The sequence below is a fragment of the Sphingomonas sp. Leaf28 genome, assembly GCF_001421685.1.
In the GTDB taxonomy this organism is placed as follows: domain Bacteria; phylum Pseudomonadota; class Alphaproteobacteria; order Sphingomonadales; family Sphingomonadaceae; genus Sphingomonas; species Sphingomonas aurantiaca.
Genome location: NZ_LMKX01000007.1, coordinates 757,650 through 778,609 on the forward strand (window position 1 = coordinate 757,650; position 20,960 = coordinate 778,609).

The 20,960-nt window shown below is 66.4% G+C and carries 12 protein-coding genes and 1 tRNA gene; 5 read left to right on the forward strand and 8 right to left on the reverse strand.

Annotation, left to right across the window (positions count from 1 at the left end; all coding sequences use genetic code 11):
* Positions 1–93 precede the first annotated feature (93 nt).
* Entirely contained in the window at positions 94–1,224 is a 1,131-nt protein-coding gene (locus ASE79_RS09835) for a nucleoside hydrolase (protein ID WP_056415326.1), read from the reverse strand.
* A 167-nt stretch (positions 1,225–1,391) separates the two neighbouring features.
* Between ASE79_RS09835 and htpG the strand changes: the two genes are divergently transcribed.
* The gene (htpG, locus tag ASE79_RS09840; protein ID WP_056415329.1) at positions 1,392–3,314 is read left to right on the forward strand and encodes a molecular chaperone HtpG; all 1,923 of its coding nucleotides are present in this window, start codon (positions 1,392–1,394) and stop codon (positions 3,312–3,314) included.
* Positions 3,315–3,361: 47 nt separating this feature from the next.
* On the opposite strand, the gene ASE79_RS09845 is transcribed toward htpG, so the two are convergent.
* The 5 genes from ASE79_RS09845 to ASE79_RS09865 all read right to left on the reverse strand — a co-directional run bounded on the left by ASE79_RS09845 (position 3,362) and on the right by ASE79_RS09865 (position 11,312).
* A complete protein-coding gene (locus tag ASE79_RS09845) occupies positions 3,362–3,961 on the reverse strand; it encodes an ATP-binding cassette domain-containing protein (RefSeq protein WP_056415873.1) in 600 nt (199 codons plus the stop codon).
* On the reverse strand, positions 3,951–4,640 hold the full coding sequence (modB, locus tag ASE79_RS09850; protein ID WP_056415332.1) for a molybdate ABC transporter permease subunit: 690 nt from the start codon (positions 4,638–4,640) through the stop codon (positions 3,951–3,953). Before modB ends, ASE79_RS09845 begins: the two co-directional genes overlap by 11 nt.
* Positions 4,641–5,399, reverse strand: coding sequence for a molybdate ABC transporter substrate-binding protein (gene modA, locus ASE79_RS09855; protein WP_056415335.1), 759 nt, complete (start codon positions 5,397–5,399; stop codon positions 4,641–4,643). It abuts the gene before it with no gap.
* Between the two features lie 79 nt (positions 5,400–5,478).
* Positions 5,479–8,847, reverse strand: coding sequence for a polysaccharide deacetylase family protein (locus ASE79_RS09860; protein WP_056415338.1), 3,369 nt, complete (start codon positions 8,845–8,847; stop codon positions 5,479–5,481).
* A 158-nt stretch (positions 8,848–9,005) separates the two neighbouring features.
* The gene (locus tag ASE79_RS09865) at positions 9,006–11,312 is read right to left on the reverse strand and encodes a TonB-dependent receptor (protein ID WP_082445244.1); all 2,307 of its coding nucleotides are present in this window, start codon (positions 11,310–11,312) and stop codon (positions 9,006–9,008) included.
* A gap of 294 nt (positions 11,313–11,606) precedes the next feature.
* On the opposite strand from ASE79_RS09865, the gene ASE79_RS09870 reads away from it, so the two are divergent.
* Entirely contained in the window at positions 11,607–11,837 is a 231-nt protein-coding gene (locus ASE79_RS09870) for a hypothetical protein (protein ID WP_056415341.1), read from the forward strand.
* Positions 11,838–11,992: 155 nt separating this feature from the next.
* On the opposite strand, the gene lepA is transcribed toward ASE79_RS09870, so the two are convergent.
* On the reverse strand, positions 11,993–13,813 hold the full coding sequence (gene lepA, locus ASE79_RS09875; RefSeq protein WP_055877500.1) for a translation elongation factor 4: 1,821 nt from the start codon (positions 13,811–13,813) through the stop codon (positions 11,993–11,995).
* A 108-nt stretch (positions 13,814–13,921) separates the two neighbouring features.
* On the opposite strand from lepA, the gene ASE79_RS09880 reads away from it, so the two are divergent.
* Positions 13,922–13,998: transfer RNA gene (locus tag ASE79_RS09880), tRNA-Pro, on the forward strand.
* Between the two features lie 123 nt (positions 13,999–14,121).
* Here the strand turns inward: ASE79_RS09880 and ASE79_RS09885 are convergent.
* Positions 14,122–15,801, reverse strand: a complete 1,680-nt coding sequence (locus ASE79_RS09885; protein ID WP_056415343.1) for an alkaline phosphatase D family protein — start codon at positions 15,799–15,801, stop codon at positions 14,122–14,124.
* Between the two features lie 170 nt (positions 15,802–15,971).
* On the opposite strand from ASE79_RS09885, the gene ASE79_RS09890 reads away from it, so the two are divergent.
* Together ASE79_RS09890 and ASE79_RS09895 are read left to right on the forward strand one after the other, a co-directional pair.
* Positions 15,972–18,356, forward strand: coding sequence for a TonB-dependent receptor (locus tag ASE79_RS09890; protein ID WP_056415349.1), 2,385 nt, complete (start codon positions 15,972–15,974; stop codon positions 18,354–18,356).
* A gap of 50 nt (positions 18,357–18,406) precedes the next feature.
* Positions 18,407–20,878 carry a PhoX family protein gene (locus ASE79_RS09895; RefSeq protein WP_056415354.1) on the forward strand — a complete coding sequence of 824 codons (2,472 nt, stop codon included), beginning with the start codon at positions 18,407–18,409 and terminating at the stop codon, positions 20,876–20,878.
* Positions 20,879–20,960 lie beyond the last annotated feature (82 nt).

Sequence of the window (20,960 nt, forward strand, 5' to 3'; positions counted from 1 at the left end):
ACACCGCTGTAACGCGCTGCAATAGGCGGGATCAGGCTGGATGCGCTTTTACCCGCCACCGCGACATCTTTGCCCCACGCCGCGCCGGTCGGCTCAGCGCCTGACGCGCCGCATGTAAAGCGCGCGCATCGCCGTCTCCATCTTCGCCCGGTCGACGCGCAACACGACGGTCTGCGCGCGTTCGCCCAGATGCGGGCGGTCCGCCGCCTGCCACGACAGCGTGTCGCCATATCCCGCGGTCTGGCTGGTGTCGAAATCGATGTAGAGCGTCTCGGCGCGCGTCACGATTCCGGGCTCGAGCCAGACCATCGCCGCGATCTCGTCCCACATCGGAAACCCCGGTTCGAGCCCGGTCTGGAGCGCATCGGTGAGCGTGGTGTGCGCAGGCTTCAGGCTTTCGAGGAAAGCCCGGGTCCACTGCGTCCCGGTCGACGGATCGATCGGCACCATCGTGACCTTGGGCCAGGCGCCATGCGCCATGATCCGCGCCGCCTCGGGATCCCAGCGTATGTTGAACTCGCGCCGCGGCGTATCGAGAAAACCACGCGCGAACGCAGCGGCCGCCGGCGTGTCGAGCGTCTGCCGTGGGCTCAGACTGCCCCCCATATAGACCAGCTCCTTCACGTTCGCGGCAAAGCTCGGGTCGAGGCTCTGCGCGATCGCGATGTTGGTCATCGGCCCAGTCGCGAACAGCGTGATCTGGTGCGGGTGCGCCCGCACCATCCGGACGAGGAACGCCGCGGCGATCTCGCTGCTGGGTTTGGTGACGGGATTGCCGATCGACAGGCTCGGGACGACCGCGGGCGACGGCGTCCCCGCTTCCGACCCGCTCGCACCCCCCGGTGCTGGCGCAGTCCACGGCCCCTTGAACTCGAGCCGGCCATAAAGCGCCTCCCACCGCGCGGTCGCGGCTTCATTGTTGAGCAGAGGGTAGGTCGCACCCGGCACGACCGGCACATCGGTACGCCCGACGATCTCGACCGTGCGCAGCGCATAGGCGGTGGCGGTATCGCGCCACACCGAACCGCTGGTCGTCGTGATGCCCAGCACCTCGACATCAGGCGCCTGGAGCAACAGTGCAGGCGCACCGCTCAGCCCGACCACGTCATCGTCGATCAGCACGAGCCGCTTCGTCGGCGCATCGCGTCCCGAAGACGCCGCAACGGGCACGGCGAGAGCAAGGATCAGCGCCCAGCCGACGCCAAACCGGAAAACTCTTCGCATGGTCACGTCCCGCCCCTTCGCAGCGCGCGACCTTCTGCCACGCCAGCACCGCCACCTATGGCGCGTCCGTCGGTCCTCTGCCAGCGTACCCGCCGCCGCCTCTTGAATTCGTTACGGTCCCCGTCCAACTCTCGCCCATAGAATTCCAGCGAAAGTCATTCCGCATCATGACCACAGACACCGCATCCACCGAGCCCGAGACCCCGCAGACCACCGATACGCCCACCGCGACGCACGCGTTCGAGGCGGATGTCGCGCGGCTGCTGCACATGATGGTGCACTCGGTCTATTCGGATAAGACCGTCTTCCTGCGCGAACTGATCTCGAACGCCGCCGATGCTTGCGAAAAGCTCCGGTACGAGGCGCTGAGTGCCCCCGACCTGCTCGGTGACGAAGCGCGCACGCAGATCGCGATCACGCTCGATCCCGACGCGCGCACGCTGACGATCGAGGACAACGGCATCGGCATGACCGCCGACGACATGGCCGAGGCGCTCGGCACGATCGCCCGGTCCGGCACCAAGGCGTTCATGGACCGCATCGCCGCCTCCAGCGGCAGCGAAGGCGCGCAGTTGATCGGGCAGTTCGGCGTCGGCTTCTATTCGGCGTTCATGGTTGCCGCGAAGGTCGACGTCGTCTCGCGTCGCGCAGGCGCCGACACCGCATCGGTCTGGTCGTCGGACGGTCTGGGCACCTACACGATCGCACCCGTCGACGTCGCGCAGGCCCCCGCGCGCGGCACCCGCGTCGTGCTCCATCTGCTCGAAGACGCGACGTCGTTCACCGATCGCTACACCGTCGAGCGGCTGATCAAGGACCAGTCGGGCCATGTGCCCGTCCCCATCACGCTGCGCGAAAAGCCCGATGCCGAGCCGGTCGACATCGCCGACGGCGCAGCACTCTGGACCAAGCCCAAGTCGGACATCACCCCCGAAGACTATGCCGATTTCTATCGCAGCGTCTCGGGCCAGTTCGACGAGCCCGCGCTGACGCTCCACTACCGGGCGGAGGGGCTCCACGAATATTCGGTGCTCGCCTTCGTCCCCGGCGCCAAGCCGTTCGACCTGTTCGATCCCGATCGCAACGGCCGGATGAAGCTGTACGTGAAGCGCGTCTTCATCACCGACGATGCCGAGGTCCTGCCGCGCTACCTCCGCTTCATGCGCGGGCTGGTGGATTCGTCCGACCTGCCGCTGAACGTCTCGCGCGAGATGATCCAGGAGAGCCCGATGCTCGCCGCAATCCGCAAGGGCGTCACCGGCCGCGTGCTCGCCGAACTCGACAAGCTCGCGACGCGCGATCCCGAGGCATACGCCAAGATCTGGGAGAATTTCGGCGCGGTGCTGAAGGAGGGGCTGTACGAGGATTTCGAGCGCCGCGACGCGCTGCTCAAGCTCGCGCGGTTCAAGACCACCACGTCCGGCGGGGCATGGCGCTCGGTTGCCGACTATGTCGAGGCGATGAAGGACAACCAGACCGCGATCTATTACGCGGTCGGCACCGATCTCGATCGCCTCGAAGCCTCGCCGCAACTCGAAGGGTTCCGCGCGCGCGGGATCGAGGTGCTGCTGCTGCCGGACTCGGTCGACGGGTTCTGGGTGTCGGCAGGCATCGATTCCGACGGCAAGCCGTTCAAATCGGTCACGCAGGGCGCTGCCGATCTCGGCCTCATCCCGCTCCTCGACGGCGCCGAGCAGCCGACTGCCGAGACCACGCCCGACGTCGCGGCGTTCATCGCGTTCATGAAGACGACGCTCGCCGATACGGTGTCGGAGGTTCGCGCCTCCGAGCGCCTGACGGACAGCGCAGTCTGCCTCGTCGCCGCCGATAGCGGCATGGACCGCCAACTCGAACGGATCCTCGCGGCAAGCGGCCAAGCGATGCCCGCTGCCAAGCCGGTGCTCGAGATCAACCCGCGCTCGGACCTGATCGCCAGGCTCGCCGCGCTCGGCGAGGACGAGACCGCGCTGCGCGAGGACGCCGCGCATCTGCTGTTCGACGAGGCGCAGATCGCGGATGGCGAGCGCCCGCTCGACCCCCGCGCCTTCTCCGCCCGCCTCGCGCGGCTGTTCACGCGCGCGCTGAGCTAAGCCCCGCCGCGTGACCCCGCCCGCACCGGGCGGGGTCACGCGGCATGCTACATCCGCACGACGCGCGTGCCGATCCGCTCGGCTTCTTCCGGATCGTGCGTCACCATCAGGATCGGCAGCGCGAGCACGTCGCGGACATGCTCGATCGCCCGCATGATCTCGTCGCGCCGCGCACGATCGAGCGACGACAGCGGTTCGTCGAGCAACAGGAAGCGCGGCTTGCTGAGAAGCGCCCGCCCGATCGCGACGCGCTGCGCTTCGCCGCCCGACAGCGTGCGCGGCCAGCGATCGAGCAGATGGCCGATGCCGAGAAAGCCGATACTATCCTCGAACCGCTCCGCTTCGCCGCGGGCGCCGTACAGCAGGTTCGCACGCACGCGCATGTGCGGGAAAAGCCGCGCTTCCTGAAAGACATAGCCGGCACGTCGTCGTTCGGGTGGCAAGTCGATGCCATCGCCGAACAGCGTCTCGCCGTCGATCGCGATCCGCCCACGATCCGGACGGAGCAGGCCGGCGACCATGTTCAGAATACTCGACTTGCCGACCCCGGAGGGACCGAACAACACCGTCGCACCCTGCCCTGCGTCGAGCGTCAGCGCTATCCGCGCGTCGCCCAGCCGCTTCTCGATATCGATCTCAAAGGACATGCAGCCCCCGCCCCGCACGCCGCGTCAGGAGTTCGGATGCGATAAGAGCGACCAGCGACAAGGCCACGGAAACGCACGATAACCGCCATACGAGCGCATCCGCCCCGGGCTGTTGCAGCGCCGAGTAGATCGCCAGCGGCAGCGTCTGCGTCTCGCCGGGGACGTTGGAGACAAAGGTGATCGTCGCGCCGAATTCTCCGATCGACCGCGCAAAGCCTAGCACGGCCCCCGCCAGTACGCCGGGAATGCTGAGCGGCAGCGTCAGCGTCCAGAACACGCGCCACCGCCCTGCCCCCAACGTCCGCGCTGCATTCTCCAGCCGCCGGTCGACAGCCTCGATCGAGATCCGCATCGCGCGCACCATCAGCGGCAGCGCCATCACGCCCGCCGCGATCGCCGCCCCGGTCCAGCGGAACAGCACGGTCACCCCGAACCAGCCCTGCAACCAGCCGCCGATCGGGCCATTGGGGCCGAAGGCGAGCAGCAACATCCAGCCGGTCACGACCGGCGGCACGACCAACGGCAGATGGATCGCCGCATCGACGATCACCTTGCCGGGAAAGCGGACACGCGCGAGCAGCCACGCCAGCGCGAATGCGACCGGCAGCGTCACCAGCATCGCCACGCCGCCGACCTTCAGCGACAGCGCGACGATGCCCCATTCGGTCGCATCGAGCATCTAGCGCGCGGAGAAGCCGTAGCGCACGAAGATCGCCTTGCCCGCGCGCGAGACGAGGAAGCGGCGAAACGCCTCCGCCTCGGGATTGGTCGACGCGCTGAGCCGCGCGATCGGGTAGGTGATCGCCGGGTGCGTGCGCTCGGGAAAAACGCCTGCTATCCGTACCTTGGCAGACGCCTTTGCATCGGTCGCATAAACGATCCCAAGCGGCGCGGCACCGCGTTCGACCAGCGCCAGCGTCGCGCGGACATTCTCGGCGCGGACCACCTTCGGTGCCACCTGCGCCCATACCCCCAGCGCCTCGAGCGACGCCTGCCCGTATTTCCCCGCCGGCACCGCGGTATCCGCCATCGCGAGCGGCCCCGCTGTCAGGACGCGGACAAGCGCGGCGGGCGGACGCACCGGGATGCGCACGCTGCTACCCGCCGCCGCCGCGACGACCAGGCGGTTGCCAAGGAACGTGACCCGCGTCTTGGCGACGATCAGGTTCTTCTTGGCGAGCGCGTTCATCCAATCCTCGTCGGCGGAGACGAACAGATCGGCAGGTGCGCCAGCCTCGACCTGTCGCGCGAGCGCGGACGAGGCCGCGAACGAAATCGTCGGCTTGACGTGGCCTTGCTTGGCCCACGCATCGGCCGCTGCGGTCAGAGATTCCTGCAACGATGCGGCGGCAAGCACCAAGGGCGGGCGAGCCTGTGCGTATGCACTCGGCGCCGCAAAACAGACGATGATCCCCAGCGCCGACGTCAGATACCGCATGCCGCTTGTCCCTCGAACCCCGCGCATACCGATATATAGCGCGGGACCATAACGCCAGTCGGTGCGATATGTTGCGCGCTCAGTTCGCGGTCACGCGTCCCGTCCGCGCCAGCTTGCCCCAGCCGACCAGCGGCCCCCGCAACGCCTGCGCGATCGCCTTGAGGACGACGTAATACATCACTTGGCGATAGCCGATCCGTTGCGGGATCAGCAGCCACAGCAACCGCCAGCGTTCCTTGCGCTCCAAGGCAAATGCAATCGTCGCGGCGAGCAGGTCGATCGCGGTGAAGATCAGCCAATAGGCTAGCATCGTATAGACGTCGTGGCTCGTCTGCTCCCAGCCATGCGCCTGCACCGCGAGATAGGTCGACGCGAAGCTCACGAGCAGCGCGAGATCGATGATCGGTGAAATCGAGGCAAGGATGATCTGGAACACGATCGCCTGCGGCAACCCGACCCAGCCAAGCCCGCGCGGCTGCGAACGGCCGATCGCCGAGCGGTGTTTGTACAGGCACTGCAGCGTCCCGAACGCCCAGCGGAAGCGCTGCTTCGCCAGCGCGCGCATCGTCTCGGGCGCCTCGGTCCAGGCGATTGCGAACTGGTCATATTGCACCGTCCAGCCGTGGCGCTGGATCGCGATCGTCAGATCCTGGTCCTCCGCGAGCGTGTCGTCGGGATAGCCCCCGACGCTGCGGATCGCCTCCAGCCGCCACGCGCCGACCGCCCCCGGAACGACCGTCATCGCGTTGAGACGGGCAAGCGCGCGGCGTTCGAGATTCTGCGCGGTGATATATTCGAGCGCCTGCCATTTGGTGATCAGGTTGACGCGATTGCCGACCTTGGCATTGCCCGCGACTGCACCAAGCTTGGGATCAACGAACCACCGCGCCAGACGCGCGATCGTCATCGGTTCGAACTGCGTGTCGGCGTCGAGCGCGATCACGATCTCGCCGCGCGCGAGTTCGAGTCCGCGATTGAGCGCGCGCGCCTTGCCCCCGTTCTCGAGCGTCAGCAGGCGGACCCGGTCGTCGCCCGCGAACGCATCGGATACCACGCGGCTGGTGCCGTCGCTCGATCCGTCGTCGATCACGATCACCTCGATCGCAACGTCGGTCGACGCGAGCACGCCCTGCACCGCGCGGACGATCACGCGCTCCTCGTTGAATGCGGGGATCATCACGGTGACGAACCGCGACGGGTCGATCGCCGGGAACACCGTCTTCAACTCGCGCCGCGCCTGGATCAGCGCCAGCGCGGAGAGCGCTAGCGCGCGGATGATGCCGATCGTGATCGCGATCCCGAAGATCCAGCGCAGCGCGACGACGATACCGCCAAGCGTGCTGAACAGCGCGAGATCCGCGACCGCTGCGACGCGGTCACTCGACGAGATCACCGGCATCGACTGGTTGCGCGAGAGCCCCGCCAGCGTCGAGACGGGGACGAAGCTGTAGCCCATCGCGCGCAGCCGCTCGATGATCACAGGCAGCGCGGCGACGGTCTCGGCGCGATTGCCGCCGGCGTCGTGGAGCAGGATGACGTTGCCGCTACGCTCGGGGTTGCCCGCTTCGACGCCGGCGATCGTCCGGTCGATGATCGCCTGGACGCCCGGCCGCTTCCAGTCGTCGGGATCGACGTGGAGGCCGACCGAGATATAGCCGCGCTGCTGCGCTTCGAGCGCGGGCAGGATCTCGTCCGCGGTGCTCGGCTCGGCATCGCCGAAATAGGGCGCGCGGAACAGCCGCAGCGAGCGGCCGGTGAACGCCTGGAACAGCCGCTGCGTCGCGTTGAGCTCGTACTTCACCTGCCGTGTCGAGACGTTGGCGAGGTTGGGATGCGTGTAGGTGTGGCTGCCGATCTCGTGTCCCTCGGCGACCATCCGTTCGAGCAGCGGCCGCTCGGTCAGTGCATTCTCGCCGATCACGAAGAACGTCGCCGGCGCATGCTCGCGCTTGAGCACGTCGAGGATCTGCGGCGTCCATTCGGGATCGGGGCCGTCGTCGAACGTCAGCGCAAGCTGTTTGGGGCGATAGCCGGTCCGCACCACGACATAGGGCGACGGCATCCGCGTGAAGTTGACGTCGGCGATCGTGCCGTCCTTGGCGGGGACCGCGTCGCGGATGCCGGTGACAGGTTCGGCGGCGATCTTCAGGATCTCGCCGCTGCCCTCGATATCGACATTGGTGCCCGCGGGCATCGCGTCGATCGAATCGGGGATCGGCAGTTTGCGGTGATCGCGGCCCCAGATCGACCAGAGCCCGGGATCCTCCGAGCCGAGACGCCACAAGGCGACGCTGCCGAGGCCGGCCTTTTGCAGGAACGCGATCTGGTTGTACGCGGATGCCGCATCGAGCAGCCAGACCTGATGCTGCACGCCGCCTTCGGAATAGGCGAAGCTGCTGTTGCCGCTGGCCTTGTCGAAGGTCGGCATCGTGCCCGAATCGGCGGCGTTCTGCCACGCTTCCTCGACGTCGAGTGCGTCGCCACTGCCCGCATCGGCGCCGGCATGCCAGTCATAGGCGTAGGAGCCGATCGCGACGACCAGCTTCGACGGCGGGATCCCGCGCGCGGCATCGGCGACCATCCGCGCGAACCAGCGCTGCGACGCGATCGGACCGGGGGCGCCGCTCGTCTCGTGCTCGTCATACGCCATCAGGAAGATTTTGTCGGTGACCTTGGCGTAGGCCGGCAGGCTCCAGTCCGGATTGGCGACCGGCGCCGCGATCGCCACCACCCAGCCGCGCGGCGCGAACCGCGCCCGCGTCTCCGCCAGGAACGCCCGGTAGTTGGGCTGCGCACCGGCCGGCAGATCCTCGAAATCGTAGAACACGCCGCCGGCATGATTCGCGCTGAGGAACGGGACGAGCTTGTCGAGGAACGCCGACCGCGCCTTCGGGTCGGCGAACAGCGCCGCACTGCCCGCGCCGTCCCAGTTTCCATCGACCGCATTCTGCACCATCGGCAGGATCATCGGGCGGTGGACCGCCTTGTTGAGGATGTCGCGCCCCGCCTGGTCGCGGAACACGGTGATCCGGTGATCCTTGCCGGTGATCGAGACCCAGCCGGGAATCAGCCAGTCGAGCTGCTCGACATGCCGCGCGAGACTGGCGGTGCTCGCCTCGTCCCATGGCGCGTGGAAGGCGATCGCGAGCTGCGGGTTGGCGCCGTTGCCGACGCCGGGCTTGGCTGCGCTCGTGCCGAACAGCTGCTTGGCGTAATAATTCAGGTCGCGCCGCGTCTCGCGCAGGATGCCGCCGCGCGGTGCCGGCAGCTTGTGGAGCGCGGGGTGTTCCGGCTCGATCGGCAGCAGCGGCGCGGTCGGCACCGCACCGATCGACACCGCGAACACGGCGATCGACAGCAGAAGCAGCGCGACGAACGCGGCAACGCCAAAGGTGAACCGCCGGCGCCGACGGCCGCTAGCATCGTAGAAGACAGGATTGAGCGACATCGGGGGAGTATCAACCGGCGGAAGGAAAACGGCAAATCGCCATTTCAGATCGCTACGACACGGTTACAGGCCGCGCTCCTGAAAAATGCGTCACGCGGGTGTTAAGCACGCTTCCCCCTCCCGCGGTCGGGAGGGGGAAGCGCCGGTCGATCAGTCGATCAGCGGAACTTGCCGCTCAGCGACACGCCGATGATCCGCGGCTCGTTGAACACCGCGGCCATATAGTTCTCGATCACGCCCTTGAGGTTCTTCTCGTTCGTGATGTTGCGTGCGAACACCGACAGCTCATACGCATCGTCGGGCGCGGCATAGCCGATCTTGAGGCCGCCCTCGAAGTTGCCGTTCGCGGTGAACTCCTTGGTCTTGTACAGCACGAACTGCGTGTAGCCCTGGATGTTGAAGTCGCCCGCGATGAACGCGCGACCGCCATTGCCCAGCGGCTGGTCGTAGCGCGCGGTGAGGTCGACGTTATACTCCGGTGCGTTCGGCAACGGCTCGCCGTTGATCTTCACCAGATAGGTCGTCCCGAACGCGCCCGGGACTGGGCGAACCGCCGCCGAGGGGGTGCACACTACGGCGTTGTTGAGCGCGCAGATCTGCACCTCGGTCGTCTTGTCGCGGATCTCGCTGTGCAACAGGCTGAGCCCTGCGCCGAGCGTCAGGTTGGGCACCGGCTTCCAGTTGGCCTCGGCTTCCATGCCGTACGCGTCGGCCTTGTTGCCGTTGAACAGGATCCCGTTGCCGTTGACGTCATTGCCGTTGAGCTGGATGTCGTTGACGCGATAGGCGAACACCGTCGCGTTCAGCGTCAGCGTGTTGTCGAACAGCCGGCTCTTCACGCCCGCCTCGCCCGACAGGATCGTCTCGGACTTCGCGGTCGAGAAGTCGGAGTTGAACACCGCCGAACGCCCCTGGATCGTCGGTCCGCGGAAGCCCTGCGCAATGCGCGTGTACACACTGACGTCCGGGCTCGCCTGATACAGGAGGCTCGCATCCCAGCTCGGCTTGGTCGCCTTGAGCGTCACGTCGCGACGGAAATTCGCCGGATACTGGCTGACACCCGCGACATTCTGCACCGTCTTCAGCAGCTGCGTGCGCTTCTTGTCCTCGGTGATGCGGCCGCCGAGCGTCAGCGTCAGCTTGTCGACCAGTTCATAGCTGACCTGACCGAAGCCCGACCACGACGTGTTGACGTCGTGCAGGCGCACCCAGTTGTTCGGGTTGCGCGCGGCGGTCGTCAGGAAGAACGTCCGCTGATAGAAGTCGGTGATGTCGCGGTTGTCGAAATACAGGCCGCCGACCTGCCAGTTGAAGCGCCCGCCGGGCGTGCCCGCGACTCGCACTTCCTGCGACCACTGATCGAGATCGCGGATCTGGCCCTGCGACTGGCCAAAGCCGTTGGCGACCCCGCGCACAGGGAAGTTCGCCCCCGCCCCACCATCGGTATCGCCGCGGCTGAAGCCCGACGTCGTCTCATAGGCGGTGATCGAGGTCAGCGCGGCCGGACCGAAGTCGTAGGTCGCACGAACCGAGCCGCCGTAGGTGTTGTAGCTCTGCGGGTTGTCGTTGCCTTCGTCGAGCGACACGGTGTTGCGCGGCTCGGCCGAGACGTCGTTCGAGCCCTTCTTGAGCGCGCCGCGGTGGAACAGCGTCGAGGTGCCGTCATACCAGCGCGCATGGCCCGACAGGTCGAGCGAGAACGCGTTGCCCGGCGTCAGCGCGAGTTGGAGGCGGACGTTGCGATCGTCGAAGCCGCCCATCGCGTTCTTGCGCGGCGTGGCCGTGCTGTCCTGGCTGGTGCCCGCAAACGCGTTGTCGACATAGTTCTCGCGGTGCTGGATCAGCGTCGACAGGCGGATCGCCAGGAGGTCCTTGATCAGCGGGCCACCGACACCGGCGTCCAGGCTGACGCTGTTGTACGACCCGACCGAGGCCGAGGCGCGGCTCTCGAAGTCGTTGGTCGGCTTGTTCGTGTCGAACTTGATGATGCCGGCGGTGGTGTTGCGCCCGAACAGCGACCCCTGCGGACCGCGCAGCACTTCGACCTGGCGGACGTCGAACACCGGGTTCGACTTCAGCACGACGTGCTCGAGGATCACGTCGTCCTGGATGATCGTGACCGGCTGCGATGCGCCAAGGTAGAAATCGATGTTGCCCAGACCGCGGATGTAGAAGCGCGGAAAGATGCGGCCGGTCGTCGATTCGACGTACAGTCCGGGGACGCGACCCGACAGCGCGAGCAGCGTGTCGTCGCCGCCGGCGGTATAGGCGCGCAATGCGTCGCCCGATGCAACGCCGACCGACAGCGGCACCCTCTGCAGGTTCTCGGAGCGACGCTCGGCGGTCACGACGATGTCGCCGAGGCCTTCCTCGGGGGCTGCCTGCGTAGCCTGATCCTGGACTGGCGCGGCCTGCGCGAACGCGGCCGTGCCACCCACAACCGAACCAAACGCGACACCGAGCATCAGCGCCGACTTAACGACCGAAATCTTCAAGATGATATTCCCCAATCGTGCGGCGCCGTCCCTGACGAGCGGCCGCACATCCCAAAATACAACGTCGCGGCTTGCCCTCGCCCGCCCTCCCCGGACGACACGACGACGCCTCGCGACGCTCACTCCCCGGGCCGGCGGTTAGGCGGGGATTGTGTTGGTATGATGACAGTTGGTGACCGCGCGGCCAGGCAAACACAGCTTTGCAACACGGTGCGATATTTTTGCCGATGGCGACCGGCCGAGACGGCATGCTAGCCTCGCTGCATGGACCTGTTGATGCGATTTTGGCTGACCGTCCGCCACTCGGGTTGGTTCGAACCGAGTGCGACCGGCGGCATCTTCCCGTTCCCCTTCGCGTGGCAGGCATGGGCGATCACGGCCGGATGGATGGTGGCCATAGCGACCACCGTCGTTCTGCATGGCGAGATCGCCTGGCTGTCCCGAATCATCCTGTGCATCAGCTACATCGCGCTTGGCATGGCGACGTATGAATGACGGCACAGTGGTGGCAGGCGATCCAGCCACCCGCCCGTCGGGCCGGCGCGCGCTAACGACTCCCGGCTTCAGCTAGCCGCGCGCCCTCGGACGAAATTCGCGGCGGAACGGCACCGTCGCCCCGCCCCCCAACGCGGGAAAATTGGCGGTTTCGCCTACGCGTCGTCGCCCATGCGAAGCGCGGCGATGAACGCTTCCTGCGGGATGCTGACCGAGCCGTACTCGCGCATCTTCAGCTTCCCCTTCTTCTGCTTTTCGAGGAGCTTCTTCTTGCGGCTCGCGTCACCGCCATAGCATTTGGCGGTCACGTCCTTGCGCATCGCGCTGATTGTCTCGCGCGCGATCACCTTGCCGCCGATCGCCGCCTGGATCGGGATCTTGAACAGATGCCGCGGGATCAGGTCCTTCAGCCGTTCGACCATGCCGCGACCACGCACTTCGGCAGTGCCGCGGTGGACGATCATGCTCAGCGCGTCCACCGGCTCCTCGTTGACGAGGATACCCATCTTGACGAGGTCACCCTCGCGATAGCCGATCTGGTGATAATCGAAGCTGGCATAGCCCTTCGACATCGACTTCAGCCGATCGTAGAAATCGAACACCACTTCGTTGAGCGGCAGCTCGTAGGTCGCCTGCGCGCGACCGCCGACATAGGTAAGGTTCTTCTGGATGCCGCGGCGATCCTGGCACAGCTTGAGCACGCTGCCGAGATATTCGTCGGGGACGTAGATCGTCGCTTCGATCCACGGCTCGCTGATCGTCGCGATCTTGTTCGGCTCGGGCATGTCGGCGGGGTTGTGCAGCTCGATATGCGTCGTGCCCGCGGGATCGGGGTGGGTCAGCTCGATCTCGTACACCACCGACGGCGCAGTCGTGATCAGGTCTAGGTCATACTCGCGCGTCAAGCGCTCCTGGATGATCTCCAGATGCAGCAGCCCCAGGAACCCGCAGCGGAAACCGAAGCCCAGCGCCGCCGACGTCTCCATCTCGAACGAGAAACTCGCATCGTTCAGCCGCAGCTTGGAGATCGACTCGCGCAGCTTCTCGAACTCGGCGGCATCGACCGGGAACATCCCGCAAAACACCACCGGCTGGACTTCCTTGAAGCCCGCCAGTGCCTCGAGCGCAGGTCGCTTCGCATCGGTGATCGTATCGCCGACGCGAGTCTGCGCGACCTCTTTGATCTGCGCGGTGATGAAGCCCATCTCGCCCGTGCCGAGCTCGGTCAGCTGCTCGATCTTGGGGCGGAAACACCCGACCCGGTCAACCAGATGCATCGTGCCGGTCTGCATGAACTTGATCTGCTGGCCCTTTTTCAGGACCCCGTCGATCACGCGGACGAGGATGACTACGCCGAGATACGGATCATACCAGCTGTCGACGAGCATCGCCTTCAGCGGCGCCTCGGGGTCGCCCTTGGGCGGCGGGATCTTCGTGACGATCGCCTCGAGGATGTCCTCGATGCCGATCCCCGACTTGGCCGATGCGAGCACCGCGCCCGACGCGTCGATGCCGATCACGTCCTCGATTTCCTTGCGGACCTTCTCGGGTTCGGCGGCGGGAAGATCGATCTTGTTGATGACGGGGACGATCTCATGATCATGCTCGATCGACTGATAGACGTTGGCGAGCGTCTGCGCCTCGACGCCCTGCGCCGCATCGACCACGAGCAGCGCGCCCTCGCACGCGGCGAGGCTGCGGCTCACCTCATAGGCGAAGTCGACGTGGCCGGGCGTGTCCATCAGGTTCAGGACGTAATCGAGGCCGTCCTTGGCCTTGTACGCGAGACGCACGGTCTGCGCCTTGATCGTGATCCCGCGCTCCTTCTCGATGTCCATATTGTCGAGCACCTGCTCGGACATTTCGCGCGCGGTCAGGCCGCCGGTCTGCTGAATCAGCCGATCGGCAAGCGTCGACTTGCCATGGTCGATATGGGCGATGATGGAAAAATTGCGGATGCGGTCGAGCGGAGTCATGCCGCGCTCCTAGCAGCGACGTCGCGCGGGGGATAGATCATGGTGACAGTCCATAATTGTCTTGATCGCCACCCGCGTCGCGGCTAGGGGGCTCACCGGCAATGTTGTCGGGGCGTGGCGCAGTCTGGTAGCGCACTGGTCTCGGGGTCCAGGGGTCGTAGGTTCGAATCCTATCGCCCCGACCATTGCCGATTTTTCGGGGGGTTCCGAGCCCCCCGATCTTCCCCGAGCTTTAACATCACGCGGCGCCTATCGTGGGCCCGATTGGGCGCATTCCCGGCCAAGGCCGTCGACGCGCCCGGCAAGTCTCAGGCAATTTTTTCCAGCGGCTGATCGCGGCGATCGGCGTGCGTGCGGAAGCGCGCTGCGGTGGCCTGCGTGTAGGGCTTCGTCATCACCGTCGAGACGGTGATCGAATCGGCCGTCGCGTGCTCCGGTGTCAGCGTCAGCAGCGTGAACCCCTTGCCGTCCTGGTCGCAGAAGCGGACTTCGCCCGCATTGGCGTCGGCGATGAGCGTGCCGATACCGGGCAGCAGCGAGCCATAGGACGGGCTCGTGATCGCGGTGCAGCCAAACTCCGCGGCGACCAGCGTGCCGGATGCATCGTGCAGATCGTTCGCCCATGCCGCGTGGCTGTCGCCCGACAGGACGATCGGGCGCGATTTGGCGCGCTGGAACGCGGCGTAGAGCCGCTCGCGGGCGGGCGGATAGCCATCCCAGCTGTCGAAGCCGAACGGAAGCCCTGCGCGGTACGACGCGATGCTCGCGTTCAGCCGCTCGCGCCATATCGTCGGCAGCTTGGCCATCGTCTCGGCGAATTTCGCCGCGCCGAGCTGCCGCTCCATGTCGGGACCGGCGACCTTCGCCATCACCACCTGGTTGCCGAGCACCTGCCACGGCCTGCCCGCCGCAACCGAGCTCGCCATCGTCTTCTCGACCCAGGCGAGCTGCGCGGGACCGAGCAGTTCGCGGTCGTTGCGCGCGCGTTCCGCCATCATCGGTGCATATTCGGCGGGCGTGATCTCCTCGCCCTTCGACACGACCTGATGGCTGCGCGCGAGCAGCCGCGTTTCGACCATCACCAGCGTGGCAAGGTCGCCGAAATCGAAGCTGCGGTTGATCGCCGCCCAGGGCTGGCCGGGCTTGGGATCGCGGATCGGCATCCATTCGAAATAGGCTTGCATTGCGGCGGCCTTGCGCGCCTCCCAGTCGCCTTCGGTCTTGGGATCGTGGTTTTCGGCGCCGTGCATCCAGTCGTCATTGGCGACCTCGTGGTCGTCCCACACGCACATGAACGCGGCGCGGGCATGCGCGGCCTGCATATCGACGTCGCGCTTCACCTGCGCATGGCGCATCCGGTAGTCGGCGAGGCTGACGATCTCGTGGCGGGGCTCGACGAAGCGGCCAATCTTCTTGGCGATGTCCGCACCATAGCCGTCGACGCCATATTCATAGATATAGTCGCCGAGGTGAAGCACCGCGTCGAGCCGGTCGAGCTTGGCGATCGCGTCATAGGCGTTGAACAGCCCGCCCGCGTAGAGCTGGCACGAGACCACTGCCATCACGACGTCGGCAACCTTGCCCCTGGGCAGCGTCCGGAACCGGCCGACCGGCGAGCGCGTCCCGTCCGCAGCGTCGAACCAGTAGCGATACTCGCGGCCCGGCCGCAGCCCGGTCGCCTCGACTTTTGCCGTGAAGTCACGTGCGGCACGCGCCTTGACGCTGCCCGATCGAACCGGCTTGCCGCCTTCGGTCTCGGCGACGTGCCACGTCAACGCGATGTCGCCGGACTGCGCGAGGTCGGCGGGGGTCGCTCGCGTCCACAGGATCGCCCCGTCGACCGAGGGATCGCCACTCGCTACGCCGTGGTCGAAGCGGCTCCTGACCGCGTCCGCCGCCTGCGTCGCGACGGCGGGCAGCGCGAGCGTGGCACCCGATCCGGCCAGCTTCAGGGCATTCTTCAAGGCGTCGCGGCGGTTGATCGTCATCGGCTGAGGCTTTCTTGAGCGGTGTGAGCGCCTGCTAGCCGCGATCGAAGACAGCGCGGTGGCAGCGATGTGACAGCGTCGTTACGCAACCGTCATCTTGCTTTCATTATTACGCCATCGAAACGTCACGTCGGCCGCCTAGTGGCTCCCCAACGACACGGGGGGACTTCATGACACACATCTTCACGCGGCTGGCGCTGACGGCGCTCGCCACGACCTGCTCGACGGCGGCACTCGCGCAGGCCACCACGCAGGCCGAGCAGCAAGCCGGCACCGCGAGCGACGACATCATCGTCACCGCACAGAAGCGTGAGCAGCGGATCGCCGACGTACCCGTCACCGTCACCGCACTGACCGGCGCACGGATGGCCGCGATCGGCGTCTCCGAACTCGACGAGGTCGCCGCGTTCATCCCCGGCCTGCAGGTGCAGGAGCAGAGCGCAAACAATCCCGGCTTCGTGATCCGCGGCATCACCTCGGACAACGGCTCGTCGCAGCAGGGCGCGCGCGTCACCCTCTACTATAACGGCATCGACATCAGCCGGTCGCGCGGCGCGTGGCAGGATCTGTACGACCTCGAGCGGATCGAAGTCGTGAAGGGCCCGCAGGCGACGCTGTTCGGCACCGCCGCCGCGGTCGGCGCGGTCAGCTTCATCTCGAACAAGCCGCAGCCGGGATTTTCGGGCGCGCTCGATGCCTCTTATGGCAATTTCGACCGGACGCAGGTGTCGGGCTTCCTCAACGCGGGCAACGACATCCTCTCCGGGCGGCTCGCCTTCGCGTACAAGTATCGCAAGGGCTATGTCCGCAACATCGCGGGCGACGCCAACGTCCCGAACCAGAATCAGGGTGGCGTCGACCAGGACGATCTGAACGGGCAGGACCAGCGCGGCGTCCGCGGTTCGCTGCGCTTCACGCCCAGTGACAGCATCACCGCCGATCTCGTCCTCACCTATGACGGCCAGCGCAACCCCGGCACCGCGTTCAAGAGCCGTGCGCATGCCCCGACCGGTGGCCAGACCGGCGACTATGGCTATGCCGAGCTTTCGGGCTCGCCATATAGCGAGGCCGCGCTCGGCGCGCGCAAGCTCGGGCTCGACCGCAACGTCTATGACGCGAACCTGACGATCACCGCGGACCTGTCGCCGGGCATCACCTTCACCACGGTCAACGGCTATCGCCGGTTCGACGCGCTCGAGATCTTCGATGCGGATGGCGGCCCCGCGGCGTATCTCGAGTTCGCCGAAGACGCCAAGGGCGACCAGTGGAGCCATGAAAGCCGCTTCGCCTTCGAAGGCCCGAAATACCGCGCCTCGGTCGGCTGGAACGCGTTCTTCGAGAACGGCTTCCAGCGCGTACCGTTCGCGACCGAGGAAGGCACGTATCTCGCCTGCTCGGTTGCCGCTGCCTATGCCCCGATCCGCACGGCGCTCAACGGCGCCGGCATTCCGACCGGAACGGGCTGCGTCGCGGCCAACGGCACGATCCCCGCGACCCGTGCAACGGCCGTGCTGACGGGTGGGCGTGCAACGTCAATACCCTACACCTCGGAGTTCACGAACTACGGCAACAACGACGCCTATTCGGTCTTCGCCGACGCGACCTACATCCCGGTCCCGGCACTCGAACTGACCGCCGGCGCGCGCATCCTGATCGAGGATCGCCAGTCGGGCTATTCCTCGATCCAGCCGAACTCGGTGATCCTCGCATCGCTCGGCATCCGGACGAGCCTGCTCGGGACCGCCAACACCAACGGCAACAAGTTCGTCGCGAAAAGGAGCTTCACCGCGATCCTGCCGCGCTTCAACGCGCTCCTGAAAGTGAACGATGACGTCAACCTCTACGCGACCGTCAGCAAGGGCCGCCGGTCGCCCGTCGTCCAGCTGTCTGCGCAGACCACGGCGTTTGGCGTCGGCCCCAATCTGTCGATCATCGATCCGGAGAATGTCTGGAACTACGAGGGCGGCATTAAGGGCCGGGCCGGACCCTTTAGCGGTGCGGCTTCGGTGTTCTACCAGACATATGACAGCTTCCAGGTCACCACGCAGACCGTGCCCGCCGTCACGCTGAGCGCCGGATCCGCCAAGAATGTCGGTGTCGAACTCGAGGGCAATCTGAAGCTCGCACCCGTTTTGTCGCTGTTCGGCACGTTCAGCTATATCGACAGCAAGATCAGCGATACCGATACGAACGGCAATTATGGAGGCAGCCGCTTCCGCCTCCAGCCCAAGTTTACGGCATCCGCCGGGGCGTTGCTGCGCGTGCCGGTCGGTGGCGCGACCGTCTACGCCACGCCGACGGTGACCTATAAGTCGAAGGTCTTCTTCGAAATCCCGAACAGCGAGGCGATCAGCCAGCGCGGCTTCACGCTCTTCAACCTGCGCGCCGGGCTCGAATTCGCAGCCGGCAAGTACAGCGTCGGCGGCTTCGTCCGCAACGCGACCAACAAGCGCTACCTGATCGACGCGGGCAACACCGGCGGCAGCTTCGGCATCCCAACGTACATCGCCGGCGAGCCGCGCTTCTACGGCGTCGAGCTGGGCGCGAAATTCTGACTTCCAAGCAGTCGTTACATACCGCGCAACCATCCCCGGGGGGACCAAGCATGACGTTCGAGACCATCTATACCGACGGCGATATCGACGCCAATCCGACCAGCAACCCGCATCTGAACGACCTGATCGACGTCCGTTACTCGCGGCGCCAGACGCTGATGGGCGGCATGTCGGCCACCGCCGCGGCGGTGTTCGGCGGGATGCTGCTCACCGGGTGCGACGACGACAATGACGGCGGCTCGGATCCCGTGACCGCAACCGCGACCGCGGGCGGCAGCTCGTCCGCCGGTCGCGTCGCGACGCTGACCGGTGCGGCGATCGGCCAGGTCGACAGCGTGAACTGGACCCAGACCGCTGGACCGACGGTGACTCTCGCCGGTGCGAACACGTCGACGGCAACCTTCATCGTCCCGGGCGCGGCGGCCGGCACCGTGCTGAGCTTCCTGTTCACGGCGGTATCAGCCGGCGGTTCGGTGACCGCGACCACCAGCGTGACGGTCGGCGCGGCATCGCTCGGCTTCACGGCGGTTGCCAAGAGCCTCGCCGATGTCGTTGCGGTTCCTACCGGATATGCCGTCACCGTCCTGTACCGGCTTGGCGATCCGATCGGCAGCGGAGTCGGCGCCTATACCAATGATGGTACCGACACGACCTTCTCCAAGCGCGCCGGCGATCACCATGACGGCATGAGCTATTTCGGCCTGTCGGCATCGGGCACGCCCGACGCCAACGGCAACGCGCGCGGCCTGCTCGTCCTCAACCACGAGAACATCACGCAGGCCTATCTCCATCCGAACGGCGCCACCTCGACCGGCGGCGTGCGCCCCGAGGCCGAGGCGCTCAAGGAAATGGAATGCCACGGCGTGTCGGTCATCGAGGTCAACCGCTCCGCGAGCTGGGCCTATGCGCCGACCTCGTCGTTCAACCGCCGGATCACCCCGCTGACGCCAATGAGCTTCTCGGGCCCCGTCCGCGGTGCCGACAGCCTCAAGACGCGCTATTCGCCCGATGCGACCGCAGGGCGCGGCACGATCAACAATTGTGCAAACGGCACAATGCCTTGGAACACGTATCTGACGAACGAAGAGAACTGGGTCGGCTATTTCAAGCGCGAAGTCGGCGACGCGGCGCGGCGCGCGGCAACCGGCGCGGTCGGCGTGAAGGCCAACACGTCGCTGACGCGCTACGGCAAGACCGAGAGCAACACCGGCGGCAATTATGGCTGGTCGACGGTCACGCCGGCGGACACCACCAGCACGATCTATTCGCGCTGGAACATCACCGCACAGGCCGGCGCACCCGCCGATGGCACGGGCGACTTCCGCAACGAGATCTTCCAATATGGCTGGGTGGTCGAGATCGATCCGTTCGACGCCGCCTCGACGCCGCGCAAGCGGACCGCGTTGGGCCGCATGAACCATGAGGGGTGCCAGATCGGCCGGACGATCGCTGGCGTGAAGCCCGCTTTCTACATGGGCGACGATGCGCAGAACGAGTATATCTACAAGTTCGTGTCGGCGACGCCCTGGGCGACGGCGGATGCCACCGCGGCGAACCGTCTTGCGATCGGCGACAAGTATCTCGATACGGGAACGCTTTACGTCGCGAAGTTCGCAGCGGACGGTAGCGGCCAGTGGCTCCCGCTGGTGTTCGGCCAGGGCCCCCTCACCTCCGCCAATGCGGCCTATCCGTTCGCCAGCCAGGTCGACGTGCTGATCAACACGCGCCTTGCCGCGGATGCGCTGGGTGCGACGCGGATGGATCGGCCGGAGTGGACCGCGGTCAATCCCGCGACCGGCGAGATGTACTGCACGCTCACCAACAACTCGTCGCGCACGGTGGCGACCACGGACGCCTCCAACCCGCGCGCCTATGTCGATCCGAAGACCACCAGCGGGCAGACCACTGGCAACGCCAACGGGCACATCATCCGCCTGCGCGAAACTGGCGACACGTCCGAGGCAACGACCTTCGCCTGGGACATCTATGCGTTCGGCGCAGGGTCCGATCTGGATGCGACCAACATCAACCTGTCGGGTCTCGATGCGACCAACGACTTCTCGTCGCCCGACGGTCTGTGGTTCGGCCTGCCGAGCAACGCCTCGGGCACGATCGCGCCGGTGATGTGGATCGAGACCGACGACGGCGCTTATACCGACGTCACCAACTGCATGCTGCTCGCCTCGGTGCCGGGAAGCGTCAACGATGGCGGAACGCGGACGGTGACCAACACGATCGGCGCGGCGACCGGCTCGGTGACGACGCGGATCGGCAAGGCACCGGGGGCGACACTGCGCCGCTTCCTGGTCGGGCCGAAGGAGTGCGAGATCACCGGCATCCACACGACACCGGACGGGCGGTCGCTGTTCGTCAACATCCAGCATCCGGGCGAGAATGGCGGCCCGACCAACATCACCAGCAGCTGGCCGGCAAACCAGGCTGGCACGGTGACGGCGCCGTCGCGCCCTCGGTCGGCGACGATCGTAATCACGAAGAACGATGGCGGCGTGGTCGGGCTTTAAGCCTCGCCCCCAATCCTCCCCCGCCAGGGAGTGCGAGGTTGGATTGCCCCCGGCAATCCAAGATCATGCTGGGAGCATGATC

Excerpts from the sequence above, each read along its gene's own strand:
- ASE79_RS09860 (WP_056415338.1), bottom strand. The coding sequence starts at position 8,847 with ATGTCGCTCAATCCTGTCTTCTACGATGCTAGCGGCCGTCGGCGCCGG.
- htpG (WP_056415329.1), top strand. The coding sequence starts at position 1,392 with ATGACCACAGACACCGCATCCACCGAGCCCGAGACCCCGCAGACCACC.
- ASE79_RS09890 (WP_056415349.1), top strand. The coding sequence starts at position 15,972 with ATGACACACATCTTCACGCGGCTGGCGCTGACGGCGCTCGCCACGACC.
- ASE79_RS09895 (WP_056415354.1), top strand. The coding sequence starts at position 18,407 with ATGACGTTCGAGACCATCTATACCGACGGCGATATCGACGCCAATCCG.
- ASE79_RS09870 (WP_056415341.1), top strand. The coding sequence starts at position 11,607 with ATGGACCTGTTGATGCGATTTTGGCTGACCGTCCGCCACTCGGGTTGG.
- ASE79_RS09865 (WP_082445244.1), bottom strand. The coding sequence starts at position 11,312 with ATGCTCGGTGTCGCGTTTGGTTCGGTTGTGGGTGGCACGGCCGCGTTC.
- lepA (WP_055877500.1), bottom strand. The coding sequence starts at position 13,813 with ATGACTCCGCTCGACCGCATCCGCAATTTTTCCATCATCGCCCATATC.
- modB (WP_056415332.1), bottom strand. The coding sequence starts at position 4,640 with ATGCTCGATGCGACCGAATGGGGCATCGTCGCGCTGTCGCTGAAGGTC.
- modA (WP_056415335.1), bottom strand. The coding sequence starts at position 5,399 with ATGCGGTATCTGACGTCGGCGCTGGGGATCATCGTCTGTTTTGCGGCG.
- ASE79_RS09845 (WP_056415873.1), bottom strand. The coding sequence starts at position 3,961 with ATGTCCTTTGAGATCGATATCGAGAAGCGGCTGGGCGACGCGCGGATA.
- ASE79_RS09885 (WP_056415343.1), bottom strand. The coding sequence starts at position 15,801 with ATGACGATCAACCGCCGCGACGCCTTGAAGAATGCCCTGAAGCTGGCC.
- ASE79_RS09835 (WP_056415326.1), bottom strand. The coding sequence starts at position 1,224 with ATGCGAAGAGTTTTCCGGTTTGGCGTCGGCTGGGCGCTGATCCTTGCT.